Below are 17,806 nucleotides of genomic sequence, written 5' to 3'. Positions count from 1 at the left end.
TCGATGGGGTCTTTCGGTGCATTCCTAGCAAGTCGAATTCGGACTTCGAAAGGAGCACAACAGTGAGAATCGGAAAGCTCGGCCGCTCCGCGGTCGTCGCCCTGCTGGTCACGGCTCTCGTCGGCTTCTTCGCCGGTGCGGGCACGGCTTCCGCGGCTCCGGCCCCGGCGGCCCAGGCCGCTCCGGCGCTGACCGCGCCGATCACCGGCACGTTCACCGACGCGTCGGGCGGCACCGGCACGGCGGTCGGCAGCTTCACGCCGACCGGCTTCACCACCGATGGCACCAACACCCTCGCCAACGGCGTCGCCGACCTGACCATGGTCGACTCCGCCGGCCAGCAGGTCGGCACCGTTTCCCAGGCCGTCACCGTTCCGGTCGGCGTCGCCGCGGCGTCCTGCCAGATCCTCGACCTGGTGCTCGGCCCGCTCGACCTCGACCTGCTCGGCCTGGTCGTGCACCTGAACCAGGTGCACCTGAACATCACGGCCGACGCCGGTCCCGGCAACCTGCTGGGCAACCTCCTGTGCGCGATCGCGGGCCTGCTCGACCCGGGCCCCCTGAGCAACCTGCAGGCGCTGGTCAACTTGCTGAACCAGATCCTCGCGATCCTCGGCGGCTGACCATCCACATCGGACACCCCGGCTAGGCCGGGGTGACGGAACGGCCCACCCGGAAACCCCGGGTGGGCCGTCGTCGCGTGCGCGTTACTCCGTCGAGAAGTCCGCCATCATCGCCATGTCCTCGTGCTCCAGGTTGTGGCAGTGCAGCATGTACCGGCCCGCGTAGTCGGTGAACTTCACCGCCACCTCGACCGCCTCCGAGGGGCGGACGTCGACCGTGTCCTTCCAGCCCGCGTCGTACGGGCCCGGCGCGTGGCCGTTGCGGCTCAGCACCTGGAAGTGGTTCAGGTGCAGGTGCACCGGGTGGTGGACGTCGCTCGTGAAGCGCCAGATCTCCGTCGTGCCCAGCTTGGCGCGGGCCAGGTCGCGGCCCGGCGTGTACGGGGCGCCGTTGATCGTCCAGGAGCCCGAAGACTTCTGGAACAGGAAGTCCCGCGTCACCGTGGCGCTGGTCCGGTTCAGGACGGCGACTTCCGACAGCTTCGCCGGGACGTGGCTGTCGTCGGCCACCCGGCCGTCGGTGCCGACGTCGAAGCACATCACCTCGGCTGTGGCGCCGGAGCCGAGCTTGTTGACGAGCCGGACGCGGGTGCCCGGCGCGTAGCGGGCGAAGTCGATCACGACGTCGAAGCGTTCGGCGGGGGAGACGTCGATGCTGTCGTGCGTCAGCGGGCTCGCCAGCAGGCCGCCGTCGCCGCCGATCTGGACCAGGGCGCCGCCGCCCGGCGGCTGCGGGTCCAGCGCCAGCGAATACCGGCGGGCGTTGGAGCCGTTGAGGATCCGGAAGCGGTACCGGGCGCGGTCGGCGCGCAGCACCGGCCACGGCGCGCCGTTGACGAGGATGACGTCGCCGAGCACGCCGTCCATGTAGGCCGGTGAGACGCCGGGCAGCTGCTGGCCGCCGGCGAGCGCGGGGTAGGTGAAGCTGCCGTCCGCGCCGAACGACCGGTCGCAGATCATCAGCGGGATGTCCCGCTTCCCTTGTGGCAGCGGCAAAGCCGACTCTTCGTCGTCGGTCACGAGGTGGAAGCCGGCCAGGCCCTGCCAGACGTTGGCGGCGGTGAAGCCCATCCGGTGGTCGTGGTACCAGAGCGTCGCGGCGCGCTGGTCGAGCGGGTACGTGTGGGTCCGGCTGGTCTGCCCGCCGCCGGTGTCGATCTTCGCCATGCCCGCCATCGCCGACATCGCGGCCATGCCCGGCGTGGTGCTCGTCTGCTCGCCGCCGACGGGGTGCACGAGCTCGGTGGGGTAGCCGTCGCTGTCGGCCGGCGTGTGCCCGCCGTGCAGGTGCACCACGGTCGGGTGCGGCAGCTGGTTGGTGTGCTTCACGACGGCCTTGCGCCCGGCGGGCGTTCGCAAGGTGGGGCCGGGAAAGCTGCCTTGATAGGTCCACGCCTCGGTGGTCAGCCCGGGCAGGATGCCCAGCGACGCCGGGCGCTGGACGATCTCGTAGAAGTCCGTCGTCGCGTCGCTGCGCACCGGCGCGAGCACCGGCGGGATCGGCAGTTCGGCGCGGAACGCCGTCGGCACCGGTGCCCGGCTCGACAGCAGCAGCCCGGGCTGGCCGTCGGCGAACAGCTCGCGCAGGAACGGCGTCCCGGCGACGGCGAGCGCACCGGCGCCGGCCAGGGCCACGGTGCCGACGCCGAGGAAGCGGCGACGGCTCATCCCGGGGCTCACGCCGGGACCCCGGCGTAACGCGCCACCGGCTGCTTGGCCCAGGAGAGCATGACGATCCGCACGACGAGGTAGAGCAGCACGGCGCCGAGCGGCACGTGGACGGCCAGGTCCCGGGTGAAGCCCAGCACGATCTGCGCGGCGCAGAGCACCAGCGCCAGCGCGGCGAACAGGGCGGGGCGGCCCGGCCCGCGGCCCCCGCGCCACACGAGCAGCGCCGCCAGCAGCGTCGGCAGCAGGGCCAGCGCGAAGAGCATGCCCGACATGCGGTGTGCGGACAGCATCGAATAGTGGCCCTGCAGGAAGGCGCCGGCCAGCACCGGCTGCAGGCAGGCGAGCACGGCCGCCACGACGGCGCTCGCCCGGAGCAGCAGGAGCGCGCCGCGGCTGATCGGGTTGTGGACAGGGTCCATCACAAGACTCGTTTCTCCGTGGGGATTTCGGGAGGAAGCAACCAGTCTTCGGTCACTGAAAAATTACTGTAGCAGAAAATATCCGGGCGGTGCACTAAGCTGGTGCCATGAGTCCGCGAACGGTGAACTGGGCGGCCTCGCGCACCCGGCGCAACGGGGAGCCCGAGGTCGAGGGACTGCGCGAGCGCAAGAAGCGGCTGATGCGTCAGCAGCTCTCGGACACGGCGACGGAGATGTTCGTCGAGCGGGGCTTCGACGCCGTGCGCGTGGCGGAGATCGCCGAGGCGTGCGGGGTGTCGGAGAAGACCGTCTTCAACTACTTCCCGACCAAGGAGTCGCTGATCCTCGACCACCCGGACGCGGCGCTGACCGCGTTGCGGTCCGACCTGGCCGAGCCCGGCGTGTCCCCGGTAGAAGCGACGTTGCGGATCCTCGCGGAGGAGCGCGCCGCCGTCCTGTCCTGGCTCGCGGAGCAGGACGACCCGGCCGAGGCGGTCACGAAGTCCCGGCGGTTCGGGCTGTTGATCGCGACCACGCCGGCCCTGCGCGCGCACCGCCTGGAGATGACCGAACAGCTCGTCGTGGTCGCCGCCGAGGCGCTGGCCGAGCGGGCCGGCACCACCCCGGACGACCCGGAACCGCGGGTGCTGGCCACCGCGCTCGTCGCGCTCTGGCAGATCCAGTTCCGGTCGATGGCCAAGCACCTCGACGTCACCCGCACGGCGGAGGAGGTCGAGGACCTGGTTTCGGCCGACGTCGGGCGCGCGGCGGGACTCGTCGAAGCCGGGCTCGCGGCCCTCCCGGAGTTCGCGGGCGAGGTCTGAGCTACTTCGTGGTCGAGCGCCGCCGGGCGACGTGGTGCGCGACGGCGGTCGCGACGCCGACCGCGGTGAAGACGCCGGTGGCGACCGGGCTCAGGAACTTCGACAGGCTCGGCGCGTCGCTCGGGCCGAGCAGCCAGAACGCGAGCGACCCGGCGTAGACCGCGGTGAGGGCGGCGGTCGGCCAGCGGACGGCGCGCAGGCGGGGTTCGCGCAGCGTGCTGATCAGCACGACGATGATCGGGATCCCGGAGAGCAGGGCGAACTGCCCGGCGACGAAGACCGGGACGGTCCAGGCCGCGACGAGGACGGCGAGCGAGGTCTTGCGGGCGGTGGCGGTGGTCATCGGTTTCTCCTGACGGTTGCGGGGTTTCAGCGGGCTTCGGCGGTCGTCTTGAGCGCGGCCAGCCAGGCGTCGAGGCCCGGGGCGAGGTACTGGATGGCCGTGGCCGGGTCGGCTTCGATCTGCTTGCCGGTCCAGCTCTCCTCGGTGCGGACGAGGACGCCGCCGCGCACCGGCGTGAAGTTCCAGACGTGGACGCCGCGGTCGATGCTCAGGCCGTCGCCGATCGCCGGCCCGGTCCAGCGGATGCACCGGCCGGGCGTGACCTGCTGGACGGTCGAGGTGATGACGAGGGTCGTCGCGGGGGTGGTGGGCGTGGGCGGGGCCGGGGTGGTCCACCGGAAGCGCGAGCCCGGCCGCAACGGGCCCGGGTCGAGCCGCTTCACGCTGGTGACGGCGTCCTGCCAGGACGGCCAGCCCTCGACGGCGGTGTGCAGTTTCCAGACGGTGCTCAGCGGCGCCTTGATCAGCGTCTCGGTCCGGTAGTGGAGCTGGGCGGCGGGGTCGATGCCGGTGCCGTGGCAGGTCAGGCTCGTCGCCGCTTCGGCCGGGGTGGCGGCGGTGACACCGAACATCCCGGCGGCGGCCAGCGGGATCGCGATCAGCGCGGAACGGAAGCTCATCGGGTACTCCTTGTTAGTGGTCGTCGTGTTGGTTAGAAGCTATAACTACGCCGGCGTGAGTGTCAATAGGAAAAGTGATAGCCTCTAACTCATGACGGACCCAGCTGGTCAGAGCCCCCGTGAGCGGTACCGGGCTCAGGTGCGCGCGGAGATCAAGCAGCACGCGTGGGAGCAGATCGCCGCGGCGGGCGTGCCGGCGCTGTCGCTCAACGCGATCGCCAAGCAGGTGGGCATGAGCGGCCCCGCGCTGTACCGCTACTTCGCGAGCCGCGACGAGCTGATCACCGCCCTGATCCGCGACGCATACCGAAGCCTCGCCGACACGGTCCGCGCGGCCCGCTCCGCAGGCGCGGACCTGGCGGCACTGGCCCACGTCGTACGGGACTGGGCGCGGAGCGACCCGCAGCGCTACTTCCTCATCTACGGCACGCCGGTCCCGGGCTACCACGCCCCGGACGACATCACGGCGATCTCGTTCGAGGTCATGACGGTGCTCCTGGACGCGGCCGGCGTGCTCCCACAGGACCGCGCGTCGACCCCGTTCGACAAGCACCTGGAGACCCACCGCGACTGGGCCGCAGACCACCCGGCGGGGGCCGCGACACTGCACCGAGCGCTGGCGTTCTGGACGCGCCTGCACGGCGTCCTGTCCTTGGAACTGGCGGGCCACTTCGCGGGCATGAAGTTCGACCCGGACCTGCTGATCGACGAGGAACTCAAGGCCCTGCTGGAAAAGTGACCGTCAGCTTGCGGGTGGGTTGTCGTGAGTGTTTAGGAGGGTTAGAACCCTCCTAAACACTCACGACAACCCACGGCACAACTCGACGGCTGGAAGGTCGGCCCCAGCGGCCTCGCGGCCGGCCCGGCGAACATGCCTGCGGGGGAGCGGCGAACACGCCTGCCGGGAGTGGTCAACTTGCCGGCGGGAGTGGCCGACTTGCCGGCGGGAGTGGTCAACTTGCCGGCGGGAGTGGCCGACTTGCCGGCGGGAGTGGCCGATTTGCCGCTGGGGGCGGCCGACTCGCTGACCGGTGCGGCCGACTCGCCGCCGGGAACGGCCGACTCGCCCGACCGGTGCCGCCAACATGCCGCCAGGAGCGGCAAGGCGCGCCACCGCCCGGGGCCGGTCGGCTGCCCAGGCCAAAGCCGTGAGGGGCACCCTCATGGCTCTTATGTCCCTGAGGGTGCCCCTCACGACAACCGGTCCGACGGCCCGCGGCTGGCACGCCGCTGGGAGCGGATAACGTTGACTGGTGCGGCCAGCGTGCTGACCGGCGCGCCCAACATGCCGTCAGGAGCGGTAAGGCGCGCCGCCGGGGGCGGTAAGGCGCGCCGCCGGGGGCGGCCAGCGTGCTGCCCGGCGGGTCAATATGCCGTCGGGAGTGGCAAAGCGCGTCATCGCACGGAGCCGGTCGGGTCGCCAGGGCAAAGCCGTGAGGGGCACCCTCATGGCTCTTATGTCCCTGAGGGTGCCCCTCATGACATACCGGTCCGATGGCCCGCGGCCGAGACGCTGCCGGGAGCGGCAAACGCGCGACCGGAGCGGCGAAGTTCTCGCCGGGAGCGGCCGTCACCTTGATCGGGCGAGCCGGGGCCGGGGACTAGACGATGCCGGCGTTGATCAGTAGGGGCCAGATCTCGCCTTGGTCCTTCACCTCTACGCCGAGCTTCTCCGCCTTTGTTAGCTTGCTCGCCCCGACGTCGGCGCCCGTGATGAGCAGGTCCGTTGTCGCCGAGACTGAGGATGCCGTGGTGGCGCCCGCTTTTTCGCACAGGCGCTGGAATGTCGGGCGGGGGACCTTCTCGCCCGAACGCGGGTCGTTGATGCCGCCCGTGATCACCACCGTCTTGCCCGCCAACGGGGCTCCCGCCGCTACTACCGGGGGGAGGTCCTCCTCGCGTACGTCCAGTGATACTCCCGCCTCGCGCAGCCGCTCTAGTTCCGGGCGCAGCCGGGTGAGGTGCTCGATCAGGGACGTCGCCACCTTCGGGCCGATGTCCTCCACCGCGACCAGGCCGTCTACGCCCGCGTCCACGACGTCTTCCAGGGAACCGAAGCCGGCCCGGCACAGGCGGGCGGCGGTGCCTTCCGACGCCATCGGGATCGCCAGGCCGATCAGCGCTCGCCGTAGGCCGACCTGGCGGCTCGTGTCGATCGACTCGATCATCCTGGTGGCCGAGACCTCGCCGATGCGGTCGTACTCCAGCAGCGTTTCCTTGGTCAGCCCGTAGAAGTCCGACGGCTGCTCCAGGATCCCCGTCTCCGCCAGCCGTTCGATCCACACGCCGCCGATGGCGTCGATGTCCGCCGCGGCGCGTGACGCCCAGTGGATCAGCCGACGGACGGTCTGGGCGGGGCAGGAGACGTTGGTGCAGAACAGTTCCCGGCTGTTGCCCTGCTCGGTCAGCGGATGGCCGCACGACGGGCACACCGTCGGCGGCACGATCTCCTGCTCCGCGCCCGTGCGCTTCGAGGCGTCGAGCACCCCGGCGACGAACGGGATCACGTCACCGGCGCGGCGCACCAGCACCGTGTCGCCGATCTTGATGCCGCGGGCGCGGATGACCTCCTGGTTGGCCAGGGTCGCGCGGGTGACGGTGGTGCCGCCCACGAACACCGGCTCCAGCCAGGCGACCGGGGCGATCTTGCCCGTCTTGCCGACGTCCCAGACCACATCGGACAGCACCGTGGTCTTCTCTTCCGCGGCGAACTTGAACGCCAGCGCGCCACGGGGCGAGCTCGACCGGGTGCCGGCGGCGGCGTAGGCGTCCCGGTCGGCCAGGCGCAGCACGGCGCCGTCGAGGTCGTAGTCCAGGTCGTTGCGCTGCTGCTCGATCGTGGTGATCACGTCCTGCGCGGCCTCGGCCTCCGTGCAACGCCGCATGTCCGCGGCGGTGAACCCGAGGGACGCCAGTGCGCTGCCCAGGTCGGTTTCCGCGCTGTCGGGGTCGGTGTAGAGGTCGAAGGCGAAGAACCGCAGGTTCCGGCCGGCGACCGTGGCCGGGTCCTTGGCCCGCAGCGTGCCCGCGGCGGCGTTGCGCGGGTTGATCAGCGGCTTGTCCGGGTGCGCGGTGTTGTAGGCGGCGAAGGTGGACCGCAGCATCACGGCCTCGCCGCGCACCTCGACGCGGCCGGGGGCGTCGACGCGGTCCGGGATGCCGTCGGTCAGCGCCCGCACGAGCTTCGTGACGTCGTCGCCGGTCGTCCCGTCGCCGCGGGTGATCGCCCGGGCCAGCCGGCCCTTCTCGTAGACCAGCGCCAGCGACAGCCCGTCCAGCTTCGGCATGACAACCACCGGCTGGCCGGGGAAGCGCTCGAAGAACGCCACGACCTGCTCGGGCCGGGTCGCCTTCTCCAGCGACAGCATCGGGCGCGAGTGCCGGATCGGCGCGTGCAGCACCGCGGGCGCGCCCACCTGGTCCAGCGGGTTCGGGTCCGGCGCGAGGTCCGGGTTCGCCTCGATCAGGCCACGCAGCTCGTCCTCGACGGCGTCGTACTCCGCGTCCGCCACCGTGGGCGAGCCCCGGTAGTAGGCGTCGCGCATGACGACGATCCGATCGGCGAGTTCCTGGATGCGTTCCCGAGCGTTCACGCACCAGACGTTACCGGGGACCACCGACAGAAAGGACGTCCCGGATCGTGTCGCGCAACCACGTGTGGGCACTGTCGCGGTCGTGGCGGGCGTGCCAGGCCAGCACCGCGGGGATCTCCGGCGTCGGCACGGGAAGCGGCCACCCGCGCAGCTCCGGGCCGAGCCGGGCGGCGGCCATCCCGGGGACGACGGTGACGAGCTCGGCGGTGGTGACGGCGGCCAGGGCCATGGCCAAAGTGGGCACGATGAGAGAGACGCGCCGGGCGGTGCCGTGCGCCTCGAGGACGTCGTCGATGCGGTCCCGCCGGCGGCCGCGGCGGGAGACGACGACGTGGGGCAGCGCCGTGAACCCGGCCGTCGTCGCGGGGTCGACGGCGAGGTCGTGGCGGCCGGCGGTGACCAGGGTGTCGGTCAGGACGGTCGCCGAGCGCACGTCGGCGGGGTGCGTCGTCTCGTCGGTCAGCCGGACGTCGACGGTGCCCCGGCGCAGCCCGTCGGCGTCCGTGTCCGCCTCGCCGAGCACCCGCAGGCAGACGCCCGGGGCGGCCGCCGCGACGCGGGCGATCAGGCGGGGGACCAGCGTGCCCGCCACGACGTCGTTGCACTGCAGCGTGAACGTGCGGTCCAGGGTGGCCAGGTCGAGGTCGGTCCCCGCGGTGAAGATCGTCTGGGCGCGCGTGACCAGCTGGTGCACCTCGTCGCGGATCCGCTCGGCGTAGGGCGTCGGCAGCATCACCCGGCCGGCGCGGACGAGGATCTCGTCGCCGGTCGCGCGCCGGATGCGCCCGAGCGTCCGGCTCATGGCCGGCTGGGAGAGGTGGAGCCGGTCCGCGGCGGCGCCGACGCTGCCTTCGTCGAGCAGGACGTCCAGCGCGACCAGCAGGTTCAGATCAAGATGCACCCAGGTAATGCTACAGATAGCGAACATGCATTTGCCATCATGACGCCGTCGTTCTTGACTGGAGGCAGGAGCGAACGAAGGAGCGGGACATGCACACAGTGATCGCCGGCGGCGGCCTCGTCGGGCTCACCACCGCCGCGGCCCTGCGGCGGATCGGGCACGACGTCACCGTCCTGGAGCAGGCGCCCGGGATTCGCGCCGCCGGGGCCGGGATCGGCTTGTGGGCCAACGCGATCCGGGTGCTCGAAGACGCCGGTGTCGACGTCCGCGCGCTCGGGCAGGAGATCAACGCGTGGTTCTTCGACCCGGCCGGGAAGCCGTTGCGTGCCAAGGGGTACGACGACTCCGATCACCGCTTCCTGCTGGTGCCCCGGCCGGCGTTGAACACACTGCTCGCCGACGTCATCGGCCGCGACCGGATCCGGCTCTCCGCCCGGCTGACCGGGTTCGACGACCGCGCGGACGAGGTCGTCGTCCACCTCGACGGCGGCGAGAGCCTGCACGCCGACCTGCTGATCGGCGCCGACGGCGTGTACTCCCGGGTCCGCTCGGGGTTGCTGCCGGGCACCGACGCCCAGGAGCACGCCGGGCACTACGCGTGGCGCGCGATCGTGCCGGCCGGGGACGAGCGCCCCGAGGGCACCGTGCTGACCATCGGGACGGACGGCACGCGCGGCGGCTACACCCGCGTCGCCGACGGACAGACCATGTGGATGGTCAACCAGTTCGAAGCCGGTTCGCTGTCGGGGAGCAAGCGCGACCGCGCTCTGGCACGCGCCCGCAACCTCGCCGAAGCGGGCTGGCACGACGAGCTGCTGCGGATGATCGCGGCCACCTCCGAGGACGCGATCCTCGAGAACCGGATCATGCTCGTACCCCCGTTGCCGCGCTGGACCGGCTCGCGCGTGGCGCTCATCGGCGACGCCGCCCACGGCCTCTCGCCGCACATCGCCGCGGGCGGCACCCTCGGCGTCGAGGACGCCGGCGTGTTGCGGACCGCGCTGGCGTCAGCGGACTTGACCGAGGCCCTCGAGCAGTACGAACACGCCCGCATCGCCCGGTTCGAGCGGGTCCGGGAGTTCTCCGCCGCCGTCGAAGCAGCCGCCGGTCCCGCCGGGTTCGCGGCGCGGTACGCCGCGTTCAGCCACTGGATGCTGACCACTACACCGGTCTGAAGGAACGGAACGCAGTGGGCACGATCCGAGACGTCCGGTCACCCGAACGGCTTTTCTTGCCAGAATCGGGATATGGAGATCACGACCAGCAACGCGTCATACGTACTGATCGACGATGCTCGCACCCGGGGTGAGGCGTGAACACGACAGCCGCCACGTCCTACCGCGACGCGAAAGCCCACTACACCTCGCCCAAGCGCCGGGACCCGGTGAAGACCATGCTCGAAGAGGTGGTCACGCACCGGGTCCTGCGCGACGCCGTCGACCTGGTCCGGCGCGGGCCGGACGAGCCGCTGCGGGTGGTCGACATCGGTGCCGGCACCGGCGACGGGCTCGCGCTGCTCACCGAGCCGCACGGCGACCTCGCCCCGGTGACCGACGACAGCCGGCTCGCCTACGTCGGCGTCGACCTCGACCCCGGCATGGTCGAGACGGCGCGCTCGCTGCACGCCGGGCGGCCCGCCGAGTTCGAGGTCGCCGACATGCGCGCCGAGCTCCCCGCCGGCGACTTCGACCTCTACTTGTCTTGCGGGGTGCCCTATTCGCACCTGCCGCACGCCGACACGATCGACGTCCTGACCGGGCTCATGCGGCGGATCGTCGAGACCCGCGACAGCGCCGTGATGATCGTCGACGTGCTCGGGCGCTACTCGGTCGAATGGACGCCGCGCTGGCCGGAGACGCGCTGGGCGTACAACATGAGCTTCTTCGAGGGGGCGAACGAGACCGTCCACGACCAGATGAGCTTCTACGACCGCGGGTCCCTCGACGATGCCCTCGTCCAGGCCGCGATCGGCGCGGGTGCCCGGCTGGGCGCGGTGACCTTCACCGACCGGTCCGTGCTCGTCGGCCGGCACACCGCCACCCGCGCGTTCAACCAGGTGATCCCGCCGTACCGCACGCTGCTCAACGAGCTCGCGCGCGGCACCACCGACGTCGCTCCGGCGCAGCTGCGGTTCACGCCGCCCGCGGGGGAGGTGCCGTCGCGGGTCGAGGCGTTCTTCGCGGCGTTCGCCGAGCGCTGGAACGGCGTCCTCGCGGCGGCGGGGGAGCTGCGCTCACCGGAGCAGGCGAAGCGGCTCGCGCAGGCGCTGTTCGCGTGTGAACAGCAGTCCCAGCAGGGCCTGGGGGTCGGCCACTCGCTGATGGCCACGGTGGTCGTCGAGCGCCCGATCGGCGGCTGAGCCGGGGGCGCGGGCCGGCCACCGGAGTGGACGGCCCGCGCTCGGGCTCACTGGCAGGCTTCGCAGTCCGGGTCGTCGATGCGGCAGGCGGCGCCGTCGGTGAGCGGGAAGTCGAAGTCGTCGAGCACGGGCACGACCGGCGTGGTCGACGCCTCGGGCGGCGTGGTGGTGGCGGACATGGCACTCCCTCGGATCGAAACGCTTTCTCTACTGTTCAGCGCCGAAGATCGACAGGCATTCCGTGACGCGCGCCACACGGTCCCGCTCACCGAAACACGCGTGCGCGGGCGGTCGCCGGTCTTTGCTAGCTTCCCGGGAATGCGCGCACGGGTTCCGTTTGCAGCTTTTGTCCTGGTGCTGGTGATGTCGCTGCTCGGGACGGCGAGCGCGTCAGCCGCCGGCTCGTGTGAGTGTGCGACGCCGTCGATCGACGGCTACCAGCAGTGGCTCGCCAGCGGCGAGGGCACGACGGTGCCGGCGACGGGCAGCTTGCTCGTGCGCGACCACGGCCGGTACGCGGCGAAGGTGAGCTTCCTCAACGCCGAATGGCACGTGGCCGTCCTGTGGCTCGGCAACCAGTTCGAGGCGCAGGCCGACCTGTCCCGGTCGGCGGGCTTCCGGCTGACCTACAGCGCGACCGACGACCTCTACGTCCAGCTGCGCCCGGCGTCGCACTGGAGCGGCGGCGACAAGTGGCTGACGCTCGTGCCCTCGACGCACGGGAAGGTCGTGACGAGGTTCTTCAGCTTCGCGCCCCGCGCCTGGACGTCGCTGCCCGAGCTGGGCACGCCGACGTACTCGTTCGCCTCGGCGCTGACCGAGGCCCGCGGCCTGGTGTTCGTCGGCAAGACGCCGAACGTGCTGACCTTCCGCGGCCTGCGCGTCGACGGCTACCGGCCGCCCTGCCTCTGAGTACCGTGGCCGGGTGGGTACGGATTCCGGGAACATCGCGCGGATGCGCGCGTTCGTCGAGCAGGTGCACGAGGGCGGCCGGGTCGAGCTGATCGACGACTTCGTCCACGCCGACTTCCGGAACCGGTCGGCGAAGAACGGCCTGCCGGACGATCGCCGGAGCGTCGCCGCGGTCACGCGGGCGCTGCACACCGCGTTCGCCGGCCTGAAGGTCGAGATCGTGCACTGCGTGGACACTGATGACGTCGTCGCCACCCACAAGATCTACCGCGGCCGCCACGTCGGCGAGTGGCTGGGCACACCGCCTTCGGGTCAGGACGTCGAGTTCCGCGTGATGGACTTCGTGCGGATGCGCGACGGGCAGTTCGTCGAGCACTGGTCCGTTCTCGGCCCGCTGCAGTAGCGCCGGGCTCAGCGGGAGGCCGGCCAGCCGTGCTCCAGGATCGCGAACGCGGCTTCGGCTGTCGCGACCGGATCCGCGGCGCGCATCGCGAGCGCTGAGGTCTCCAGGGCGAAGTGCGCCAGCGCGGCGCAGCCGGGATCGTCCTCGGGGGCCCCGGTTTCCGTGGCGAGAGCCCGCCTGAGCGCGTCTTCGTGGCGCATCCACATCCGGTGCCAGTACCGGCTCAGTGCGGGCGTCCGGTGCACGAGGTCCAGGAACGCCGACGCGCCTTCGGTCGCGGCGCCCAGCCGGACACGGGCGAGCGTGTAGTCCCGAAGCGCGTCCAGTACCGAGGTGCCGGACGCTCGGTCCCGCACGGTGGCGATCAGGCCCTCTTCGACGTCGCCGTCGCGGTCGAAGACCAGGGATTCCTTGGTGGGGAAGTGTTTCTGCAGGGTCGTGGTGGACACGTCGGCGGCCTCGGCGATCTCGCGGACGCCGACGTCGTCGAACCCGCGCTCGAGGAACAGGCGCAGGGCCGCGTCGGCCAGCGCCCGGTGGGTGGCCGCCTTCTTGCGCTCGCGCCGGCCCGGCCCGGTCTCCGTGGTCATGGCTTGACGATATCACTAGTTGCACGGTGTACTGAGTTGTACCGTGTCACTTTTATAGGGAGTCTCCCATGACCGCACGTGTCCCCGTCCTGATCAGCGGCGGCGGGATCGCCGGCCTGACCACCGCCCTGCTGCTGCGTCGCGAAGGGGTGTTCCCGGTGCTCGTGGACCGGCGCGACGGCTCGTCGCCCCAGCCGAAGGCGCGCCGCTTCAACCCCCGCAGCACCGAGATGTTCCGCCTGCTCGGCTTGGCCGACGAGGTCGACGAGGCGAGCGCGCCACTGGCGGCGTTCAGCCAGGTGCTGACCGGCCCGACGCTCGCCGCGGCCCGCCCGCGGGAGCTGACCGACCTGCTGCGCGCCCGGCGGGGGCAGCAGGGGCGGATGCCCGAGCTGAGTCCGGCGCCGAACGTCCTGTGTCCCCAGTCCGTGCTGGAACCGCTGCTGCGCCGCGCCGCCCAGGAGCGCGGCGTGTCCGTGCGGCTCGGGACCGAACTCGTGTCGTTCACCCAGGACGACGGCGGGGTGACGGCGGTGCTGCGGCCGGCGGACGGCGAGCCGTACGAGCTGGCCGCGGACTACCTGGTCGCCGCCGACGGCGCCCGCAGCCCCGTCCGCGAGGCGCTGGGCATCACCCGCGGCGGCCACGGCCACCTCGCCGACAACCTCGACCTCCACTTCCGCGCCGACCTCACGGACCTGGTGCGGGACAAGCCGTTCAACCTGTGCCAGATCGAGAACCCGGTGGCCTCGGGCGCGTTCCTCTCGGTCAACGGCACCGACCGCTGGCTGTTCTCCACCGCCGACTTCCCCGACGCGGGCACCCTCGGCGACGGCGACTGGCTGGACCTCCTGCGGATCGTGGTGGGCGTGCCGGACCTCGACGTCGAGCTGCTCGGCCGGTCACCGTGGGAGTCGGCGATGCGCGTGGCCGACCGGTTCGCCGAGGGCCGGGTGTTCCTGACGGGCGACGCCGCGCACGTGATGCCCCCGATGGCCGCGGCCGGCGCCAACACGGCCGTCGCCGACGCGGCCAACCTCGCTTGGAAGCTCGCGGCCGTACTGGCCGGGAAGGCGGCCCCGGCGCTGCTCGGCACGTACGACACCGAACGCCGTCCGGCGGGCTACGCGATCGCCGAGGCGTCCAGCACGGTGATCGGGCACGTGGGCGACATGCTGTCCGCCTTCACCAAGGGCGGCGGGCTGCCGGGCGACCCGATGACGACGATGTTCGGCACCCAGTACGCGGACGGCGCGTTCGTCCCGGACGGCCGCGACCCCGCGCCCGCCGATCACTACGCCCCGGCGGGCCGCCCCGGCACCCGCGTCCCGCACGCGTGGCTCGACGCGACGACGTCCACTGTGGACTACGCCGGGCCGGGTCTGACGCTGCTCACCGGCCCGGACAACGGCCACTGGATCGCCGAGGCCGACCGGCTCGGGCTGCGGTGGGCCGCGGTGCCGCACGACGGCTGGCTGGCTGAGGTCTGCCTGCCCGCCGACGGTGCGTTGCTGCTGCGGCCCGACGTCGTGGTCGCGTGGCATTCGACGTCGGAGACGTCGCTGGCCGACGCGCTCACGCGGGTGCTCGGCTCCCGCGTGAGCGCCGGTCAGCTCAGCGGGACAGCGCGGTGATCAGGCCGGCCGAACCAGCGGCGCCGAGGCGCACGAACATCGGGGTGGTGCCGAGCGGCGCCGGGTAGCCGCGCAGGGTGCGCCCGCCCAGCTCGACGCGGTGGGTGTTCGGGTCGAACCACAGGCCGGCCGGCAGGACGACGTCGCGCGACGTGCCCGCGGTGATCATCGGCGCGGCGAGCAGGGCCGGGCCGAGCAGCCACTCGTCGTCGATCGTGTCGAAGCGGTGGTCGGCGGGGAAGTCGAAGAAGACCGGCCGCATGATCGGCGTGCCGTCCGCGACCGCCTGCTTCACCTGCGTCTGCAGGTAACCGGCCAGCTTCGCGTGCGTGCGCACCGCGTCGGCGTACAGACGGGCGGTGTCGGCGGGGTAGGTCACCGGCTTGCCGGTGGTGGTGTCGACGGTCGTCACCGGGGACGTCGAGGCGTACATCAGCGGCATCAGCGACGCCGCCTGCGCCCAGCGCACCAGGACTTCCTCCGACGGCGGCGGCATGCTCTCGGAGCCGCCGATCATGTCGGTCTCGACGAACGGGTAGCCGTCGGCGGAGATCGCCGAGGCCCGGCGCAGGGAGGTGCGCAGGCCGTCCCACGTCGTGTCCGCGTCGACCGCGCGGATGACGAAGCCGTAGCGCTGGTTCCCCCAGTGCGTGCGGATCCCGGCGCCCTGCTGGTCGAAATGGTCGGTCATGTCCGCGCCGAGCTTCTGGTAGTCCTGCGGGGTCAGGCCGTTCGACGTCGCGCAGCTGTCGTCGAAGAAGCGGGTGTCGAACTTGAAGCCGTCGACGCCGTAGTCCGCCATCAGCGTGCGCAGGTTGCCGGTGTACCAGTCGCGGGCCTGCGGGTTGCCGAGGTCGATGATCCCCGCCGTGCCGTTCCACCACGTCACGGTGCACGGCTCGGCGGGGTTCGCCTTCGCGTGCAGCAGGTAGCCGTGGTCGCGGGCGTACCCGTAGTTCGCCGAGTCGAGGTTGATCCAGAACGTCGTCCACAGCCCGAACTCCTGGCCCATGCCGTGGATGTCGTCGACGAGCTTCTTCGGGTCCGGGAACGTCTTCGCGTCGAAGGTCAGGTTGCCGTAGTTCGACTCCCACTTGTCGTCGAGCTGCACGGTGTGGCCGGCGACGTTCGCGGCCTTCAGGTCGCGCGCCCACGCCACGACCTTGTCCTGGTCGATGTTCCGGTAGTACTGCGCCCACGAGTTCCACAGTGGACTGGCGTACTCGGCGTCGGTCGCGTCGCTCTTCTCCGGCTTGCCGACTTCGCCGACGTAGTCGTCGTAGACCGCGCGGCGGCTCGACTCGACGAACACCGTGCTCGCGTACTCCGCCGACCCGGTCACCGTGAGGTCGGCGCGCCCGTTCGCCAGCGCGACCTTCATCGGCTGCGCGGTGCGGACGTACACCCCGATCGACTTCGAGGTGTAGAAGTACGGCTCCTGCATCATGTAGCTGGCGGGGGAGAACTCCGGCTCGTTCACCACGCCCGCGGAGAGCGGGTACGGCTGGGGCGTGCCCTCGCTCGTCTCCCCGCCGCCGTACCAGTGCCCGGACGCCGCCAGGTCGAAGTGCGTCGCCCGGTCCCCGGCCGGCTCGCCGGCCACCGACCAGCTCAGGTCGAACCGGTCCGCGTGCGGCGTCAGCCGCAGGGTCACGGTCCTGCCCGCGGTGCTGTCGGCTTCGACGACCACGGTCGCGCCCTGCTTCGAGACGGACCGCACGCGCGTCGCCACCGCGGTGCCGAAGGTGAACGCGTCCGGCGCGGTGCGCAGCAGGGTCTCCCCACCTCGCGAAACGCTGACGCCGAGGTGGGCGGGGTCGACGCGCACCTGGTAGCCCGGGGCGTCGCCGCTGCGTGGCACCGAGAAGGTCCCCGCCGTGAGCCGGTCCGCCGCCGCGGGCGCCGCGAGGGCTCCCGTGAGCGCCAGGGCGACGGCGCCGCACAGCAGCCGTCGAGGGGTTCCGCTTAGCCGTCGATGCACTCGAGCCTCCGAAAAGTGCGAGAAACTGCTCGTTACCACGTCCATTCGCGCATGAGTAAGCATGACAGGGTGACGGGGTTGCTTGTCAAGAGTTCGCGAGACCCGCGCCGCCGGGTCATGATCGGGACCCGAGCCCGCGGGGCTCCCGGCGGAGTGGAGTCGTATGTCGTCGCAGCCTGTCAAGGCCGGGAGCCGCGCGCTGCCGGTGTGGGCGTACCTCGCCCTGGTCGTCGGGTACGTGGTGGTGACCGGGCTGATCGGCTGGGCGGCGACGATCGGGATCGACGTCGCGTACGCCAGCCCGACCTCGCTCGACGAGGTCTGGCGCAGCCTCACGCTCCCGGTCGGCATCGGGCTGGTGCTGGTCGCCGTGGCGATCACGGCGCTGCGGTGGTGGCGGCCGGTGCTGACCGACGATCGGCCGGTCCAGCGCTGGGTGGTCGCCGTCCCGGTGATCATGGTCGTGGCGATCCTGCTCGCGACCGACTATGCCGGGCTCGCCGACCGCGGCCTCGGCTTCACGCTGCTGCTCCTGCTGAGCGCGTTGTTCGTCGGCTACGCCGAAGAGGCGCTCTTCCGCGGGATCGGCGTGACGGTCTTCCGCGCCCACGGCTTCTCCGAGGGCAAGGTCGCGCTGTGGTCGTCGGTCGTCTTCGGCGTCGCGCACGCCGCGAACCTGTTCTCCACCGGCCCGAAAGCGCTCGTCCAGGTGCTGGTGGTCGCCGTGGCGGGTTACTTCTTCTACCTCGTCCGGCGGCGCACCGGCGGGTTGCTGCTGCCCGGCCTGCTCCACGGGCTCTGGGACTTCTCGCTCATCTCGTCCGCGGTCGTCCCCGGTCGCGCGTACGTGGGTCCCGGCGCGAGTGTGCTCGCCCTGGTGGTGCTCACGGTGCTGATCCTCGTCCGGCGACGCCGGATCGAGCTGTGACCCTC

The 17,806-nt window shown here is 71.7% G+C and carries 19 protein-coding genes; 10 read left to right on the top strand and 9 right to left on the bottom strand.

All coding sequences use genetic code 11. The features are described from left to right. Positions 1 to 62 precede the first annotated feature (62 nt). Positions 63 to 623 carry a hypothetical protein gene (locus OG570_RS38885; protein ID WP_326953802.1) on the top strand — a complete coding sequence of 187 codons (561 nt, stop codon included), beginning with the start codon at positions 63 to 65 and terminating at the stop codon, positions 621 to 623. Positions 624 to 707: 84 nt separating this feature from the next. On the opposite strand, the gene OG570_RS38880 is transcribed toward OG570_RS38885, so the two are convergent. Together OG570_RS38880 and OG570_RS38875 are read right to left on the bottom strand one after the other, a co-directional pair. Next, complete coding sequence (locus OG570_RS38880; RefSeq protein ID WP_326953801.1) at positions 708 to 2,303, bottom strand: multicopper oxidase family protein; 1,596 nt, start codon at positions 2,301 to 2,303, stop codon at positions 708 to 710. Continuing rightward, on the bottom strand, positions 2,300 to 2,713 hold the full coding sequence (locus tag OG570_RS38875) for a hypothetical protein (protein ID WP_326953800.1): 414 nt from the start codon (positions 2,711 to 2,713) through the stop codon (positions 2,300 to 2,302). Before OG570_RS38875 ends, OG570_RS38880 begins: the two co-directional genes overlap by 4 nt. Before the next feature lie 107 nt (positions 2,714 to 2,820). Here OG570_RS38875 and OG570_RS38870 point away from each other — a divergent pair, with 107 nt between their 5' ends. Then, a complete protein-coding gene (locus OG570_RS38870; protein WP_326953799.1) occupies positions 2,821 to 3,537 on the top strand; it encodes a TetR family transcriptional regulator in 717 nt (238 codons plus the stop codon). Position 3,538: 1 nt separating this feature from the next. On the opposite strand, the gene OG570_RS38865 is transcribed toward OG570_RS38870, so the two are convergent. Continuing rightward, positions 3,539 to 3,880, bottom strand: a complete 342-nt coding sequence (locus OG570_RS38865) for a hypothetical protein (protein ID WP_326953798.1) — start codon at positions 3,878 to 3,880, stop codon at positions 3,539 to 3,541. Positions 3,881 to 3,906: 26 nt separating this feature from the next. Continuing rightward, positions 3,907 to 4,500 (bottom strand): SRPBCC family protein, encoded by a 594-nt coding sequence (locus OG570_RS38860; RefSeq protein WP_326953797.1) that lies wholly within the window; start codon positions 4,498 to 4,500, stop codon positions 3,907 to 3,909. Between the two features lie 91 nt (positions 4,501 to 4,591). Here OG570_RS38860 and OG570_RS38855 point away from each other — a divergent pair, with 91 nt between their 5' ends. Beyond that, positions 4,592 to 5,239: a TetR/AcrR family transcriptional regulator gene (locus tag OG570_RS38855; RefSeq protein WP_326953796.1), complete on the top strand. Its 648-nt coding sequence runs from the start codon at positions 4,592 to 4,594 to the stop codon at positions 5,237 to 5,239. Between the two features lie 89 nt (positions 5,240 to 5,328). Further along, complete coding sequence (locus OG570_RS48460; protein WP_442788347.1) at positions 5,329 to 5,652, top strand: hypothetical protein; 324 nt, start codon at positions 5,329 to 5,331, stop codon at positions 5,650 to 5,652. A gap of 449 nt (positions 5,653 to 6,101) precedes the next feature. Here OG570_RS48460 and ligA read toward each other — a convergent pair whose 3' ends face one another. Both ligA and OG570_RS38845 read right to left on the bottom strand, forming a co-directional pair. After that, on the bottom strand, positions 6,102 to 8,093 hold the full coding sequence (ligA, locus tag OG570_RS38850) for an NAD-dependent DNA ligase LigA (protein ID WP_326949031.1): 1,992 nt from the start codon (positions 8,091 to 8,093) through the stop codon (positions 6,102 to 6,104). A gap of 10 nt (positions 8,094 to 8,103) precedes the next feature. Further along, a complete protein-coding gene (locus OG570_RS38845; protein WP_326953795.1) occupies positions 8,104 to 8,994 on the bottom strand; it encodes a LysR family transcriptional regulator in 891 nt (296 codons plus the stop codon). Positions 8,995 to 9,023: 29 nt separating this feature from the next. Between OG570_RS38845 and OG570_RS38840 the strand changes: the two genes are divergently transcribed. Next, the gene (locus tag OG570_RS38840) at positions 9,024 to 10,169 is read left to right on the top strand and encodes an FAD-dependent oxidoreductase (RefSeq protein WP_326960284.1); all 1,146 of its coding nucleotides are present in this window, start codon (positions 9,024 to 9,026) and stop codon (positions 10,167 to 10,169) included. A gap of 137 nt (positions 10,170 to 10,306) precedes the next feature. Continuing rightward, entirely contained in the window at positions 10,307 to 11,353 is a 1,047-nt protein-coding gene (locus OG570_RS38835) for a class I SAM-dependent methyltransferase (protein WP_326953794.1), read from the top strand. A gap of 47 nt (positions 11,354 to 11,400) precedes the next feature. On the opposite strand, the gene OG570_RS38830 is transcribed toward OG570_RS38835, so the two are convergent. Then, a complete protein-coding gene (locus OG570_RS38830) occupies positions 11,401 to 11,532 on the bottom strand; it encodes a hypothetical protein (RefSeq protein ID WP_256474733.1) in 132 nt (43 codons plus the stop codon). A gap of 139 nt (positions 11,533 to 11,671) precedes the next feature. Between OG570_RS38830 and OG570_RS38825 the strand changes: the two genes are divergently transcribed. Both OG570_RS38825 and OG570_RS38820 read left to right on the top strand, forming a co-directional pair. Next, positions 11,672 to 12,265 (top strand): hypothetical protein, encoded by a 594-nt coding sequence (locus OG570_RS38825; RefSeq protein WP_326953793.1) that lies wholly within the window; start codon positions 11,672 to 11,674, stop codon positions 12,263 to 12,265. Positions 12,266 to 12,278: 13 nt separating this feature from the next. After that, positions 12,279 to 12,668, top strand: a complete 390-nt coding sequence (locus tag OG570_RS38820) for an ester cyclase (protein ID WP_326953792.1) — start codon at positions 12,279 to 12,281, stop codon at positions 12,666 to 12,668. Positions 12,669 to 12,676: 8 nt separating this feature from the next. Here the strand turns inward: OG570_RS38820 and OG570_RS38815 are convergent, their stop codons facing one another. Further along, complete coding sequence (locus tag OG570_RS38815; protein ID WP_326953791.1) at positions 12,677 to 13,258, bottom strand: TetR/AcrR family transcriptional regulator; 582 nt, start codon at positions 13,256 to 13,258, stop codon at positions 12,677 to 12,679. 68 nt (positions 13,259 to 13,326) lie between these two features. On the opposite strand from OG570_RS38815, the gene OG570_RS38810 reads away from it, so the two are divergent. Next, complete coding sequence (locus tag OG570_RS38810; protein ID WP_326953790.1) at positions 13,327 to 14,892, top strand: FAD-dependent monooxygenase; 1,566 nt, start codon at positions 13,327 to 13,329, stop codon at positions 14,890 to 14,892. Here OG570_RS38810 and OG570_RS38805 read toward each other — a convergent pair. Continuing rightward, positions 14,873 to 16,873 (bottom strand): glycoside hydrolase family 31 protein, encoded by a 2,001-nt coding sequence (locus tag OG570_RS38805; RefSeq protein WP_326953789.1) that lies wholly within the window; start codon positions 16,871 to 16,873, stop codon positions 14,873 to 14,875. The two genes, OG570_RS38810 and OG570_RS38805, sit on opposite strands and share 20 nt — an antisense overlap. A 163-nt stretch (positions 16,874 to 17,036) precedes the next feature. Between OG570_RS38805 and OG570_RS38800 the strand changes: the two genes are divergently transcribed. Further along, a complete protein-coding gene (locus tag OG570_RS38800; RefSeq protein WP_326953788.1) occupies positions 17,037 to 17,801 on the top strand; it encodes a CPBP family glutamic-type intramembrane protease in 765 nt (254 codons plus the stop codon). The last annotated feature ends 5 nt before the right edge of the window (positions 17,802 to 17,806 follow it).

Source organism: Amycolatopsis sp. NBC_01286 (assembly GCF_035982555.1).
Classification (GTDB): Bacteria; Actinomycetota; Actinomycetes; order Mycobacteriales; family Pseudonocardiaceae; genus Amycolatopsis.
The sequence above is the reverse complement of the archived record's forward strand: the minus strand, read 5'-3'. Positions and strand labels throughout refer to the sequence as shown.

Excerpts from the sequence above, each read along its gene's own strand:
- OG570_RS38865 (WP_326953798.1), bottom strand. The coding sequence starts at position 3,880 with ATGACCACCGCCACCGCCCGCAAGACCTCGCTCGCCGTCCTCGTCGCG.
- OG570_RS38860 (WP_326953797.1), bottom strand. The coding sequence starts at position 4,500 with ATGAGCTTCCGTTCCGCGCTGATCGCGATCCCGCTGGCCGCCGCCGGG.
- OG570_RS38870 (WP_326953799.1), top strand. The coding sequence starts at position 2,821 with ATGAGTCCGCGAACGGTGAACTGGGCGGCCTCGCGCACCCGGCGCAAC.
- OG570_RS38875 (WP_326953800.1), bottom strand. The coding sequence starts at position 2,713 with ATGGACCCTGTCCACAACCCGATCAGCCGCGGCGCGCTCCTGCTGCTC.
- OG570_RS38815 (WP_326953791.1), bottom strand. The coding sequence starts at position 13,258 with ATGACCACGGAGACCGGGCCGGGCCGGCGCGAGCGCAAGAAGGCGGCC.
- OG570_RS38855 (WP_326953796.1), top strand. The coding sequence starts at position 4,592 with ATGACGGACCCAGCTGGTCAGAGCCCCCGTGAGCGGTACCGGGCTCAG.
- OG570_RS38800 (WP_326953788.1), top strand. The coding sequence starts at position 17,037 with ATGTCGTCGCAGCCTGTCAAGGCCGGGAGCCGCGCGCTGCCGGTGTGG.
- OG570_RS38810 (WP_326953790.1), top strand. The coding sequence starts at position 13,327 with ATGACCGCACGTGTCCCCGTCCTGATCAGCGGCGGCGGGATCGCCGGC.
- OG570_RS38830 (WP_256474733.1), bottom strand. The coding sequence starts at position 11,532 with ATGTCCGCCACCACCACGCCGCCCGAGGCGTCGACCACGCCGGTCGTG.
- OG570_RS38825 (WP_326953793.1), top strand. The coding sequence starts at position 11,672 with ATGCGCGCACGGGTTCCGTTTGCAGCTTTTGTCCTGGTGCTGGTGATG.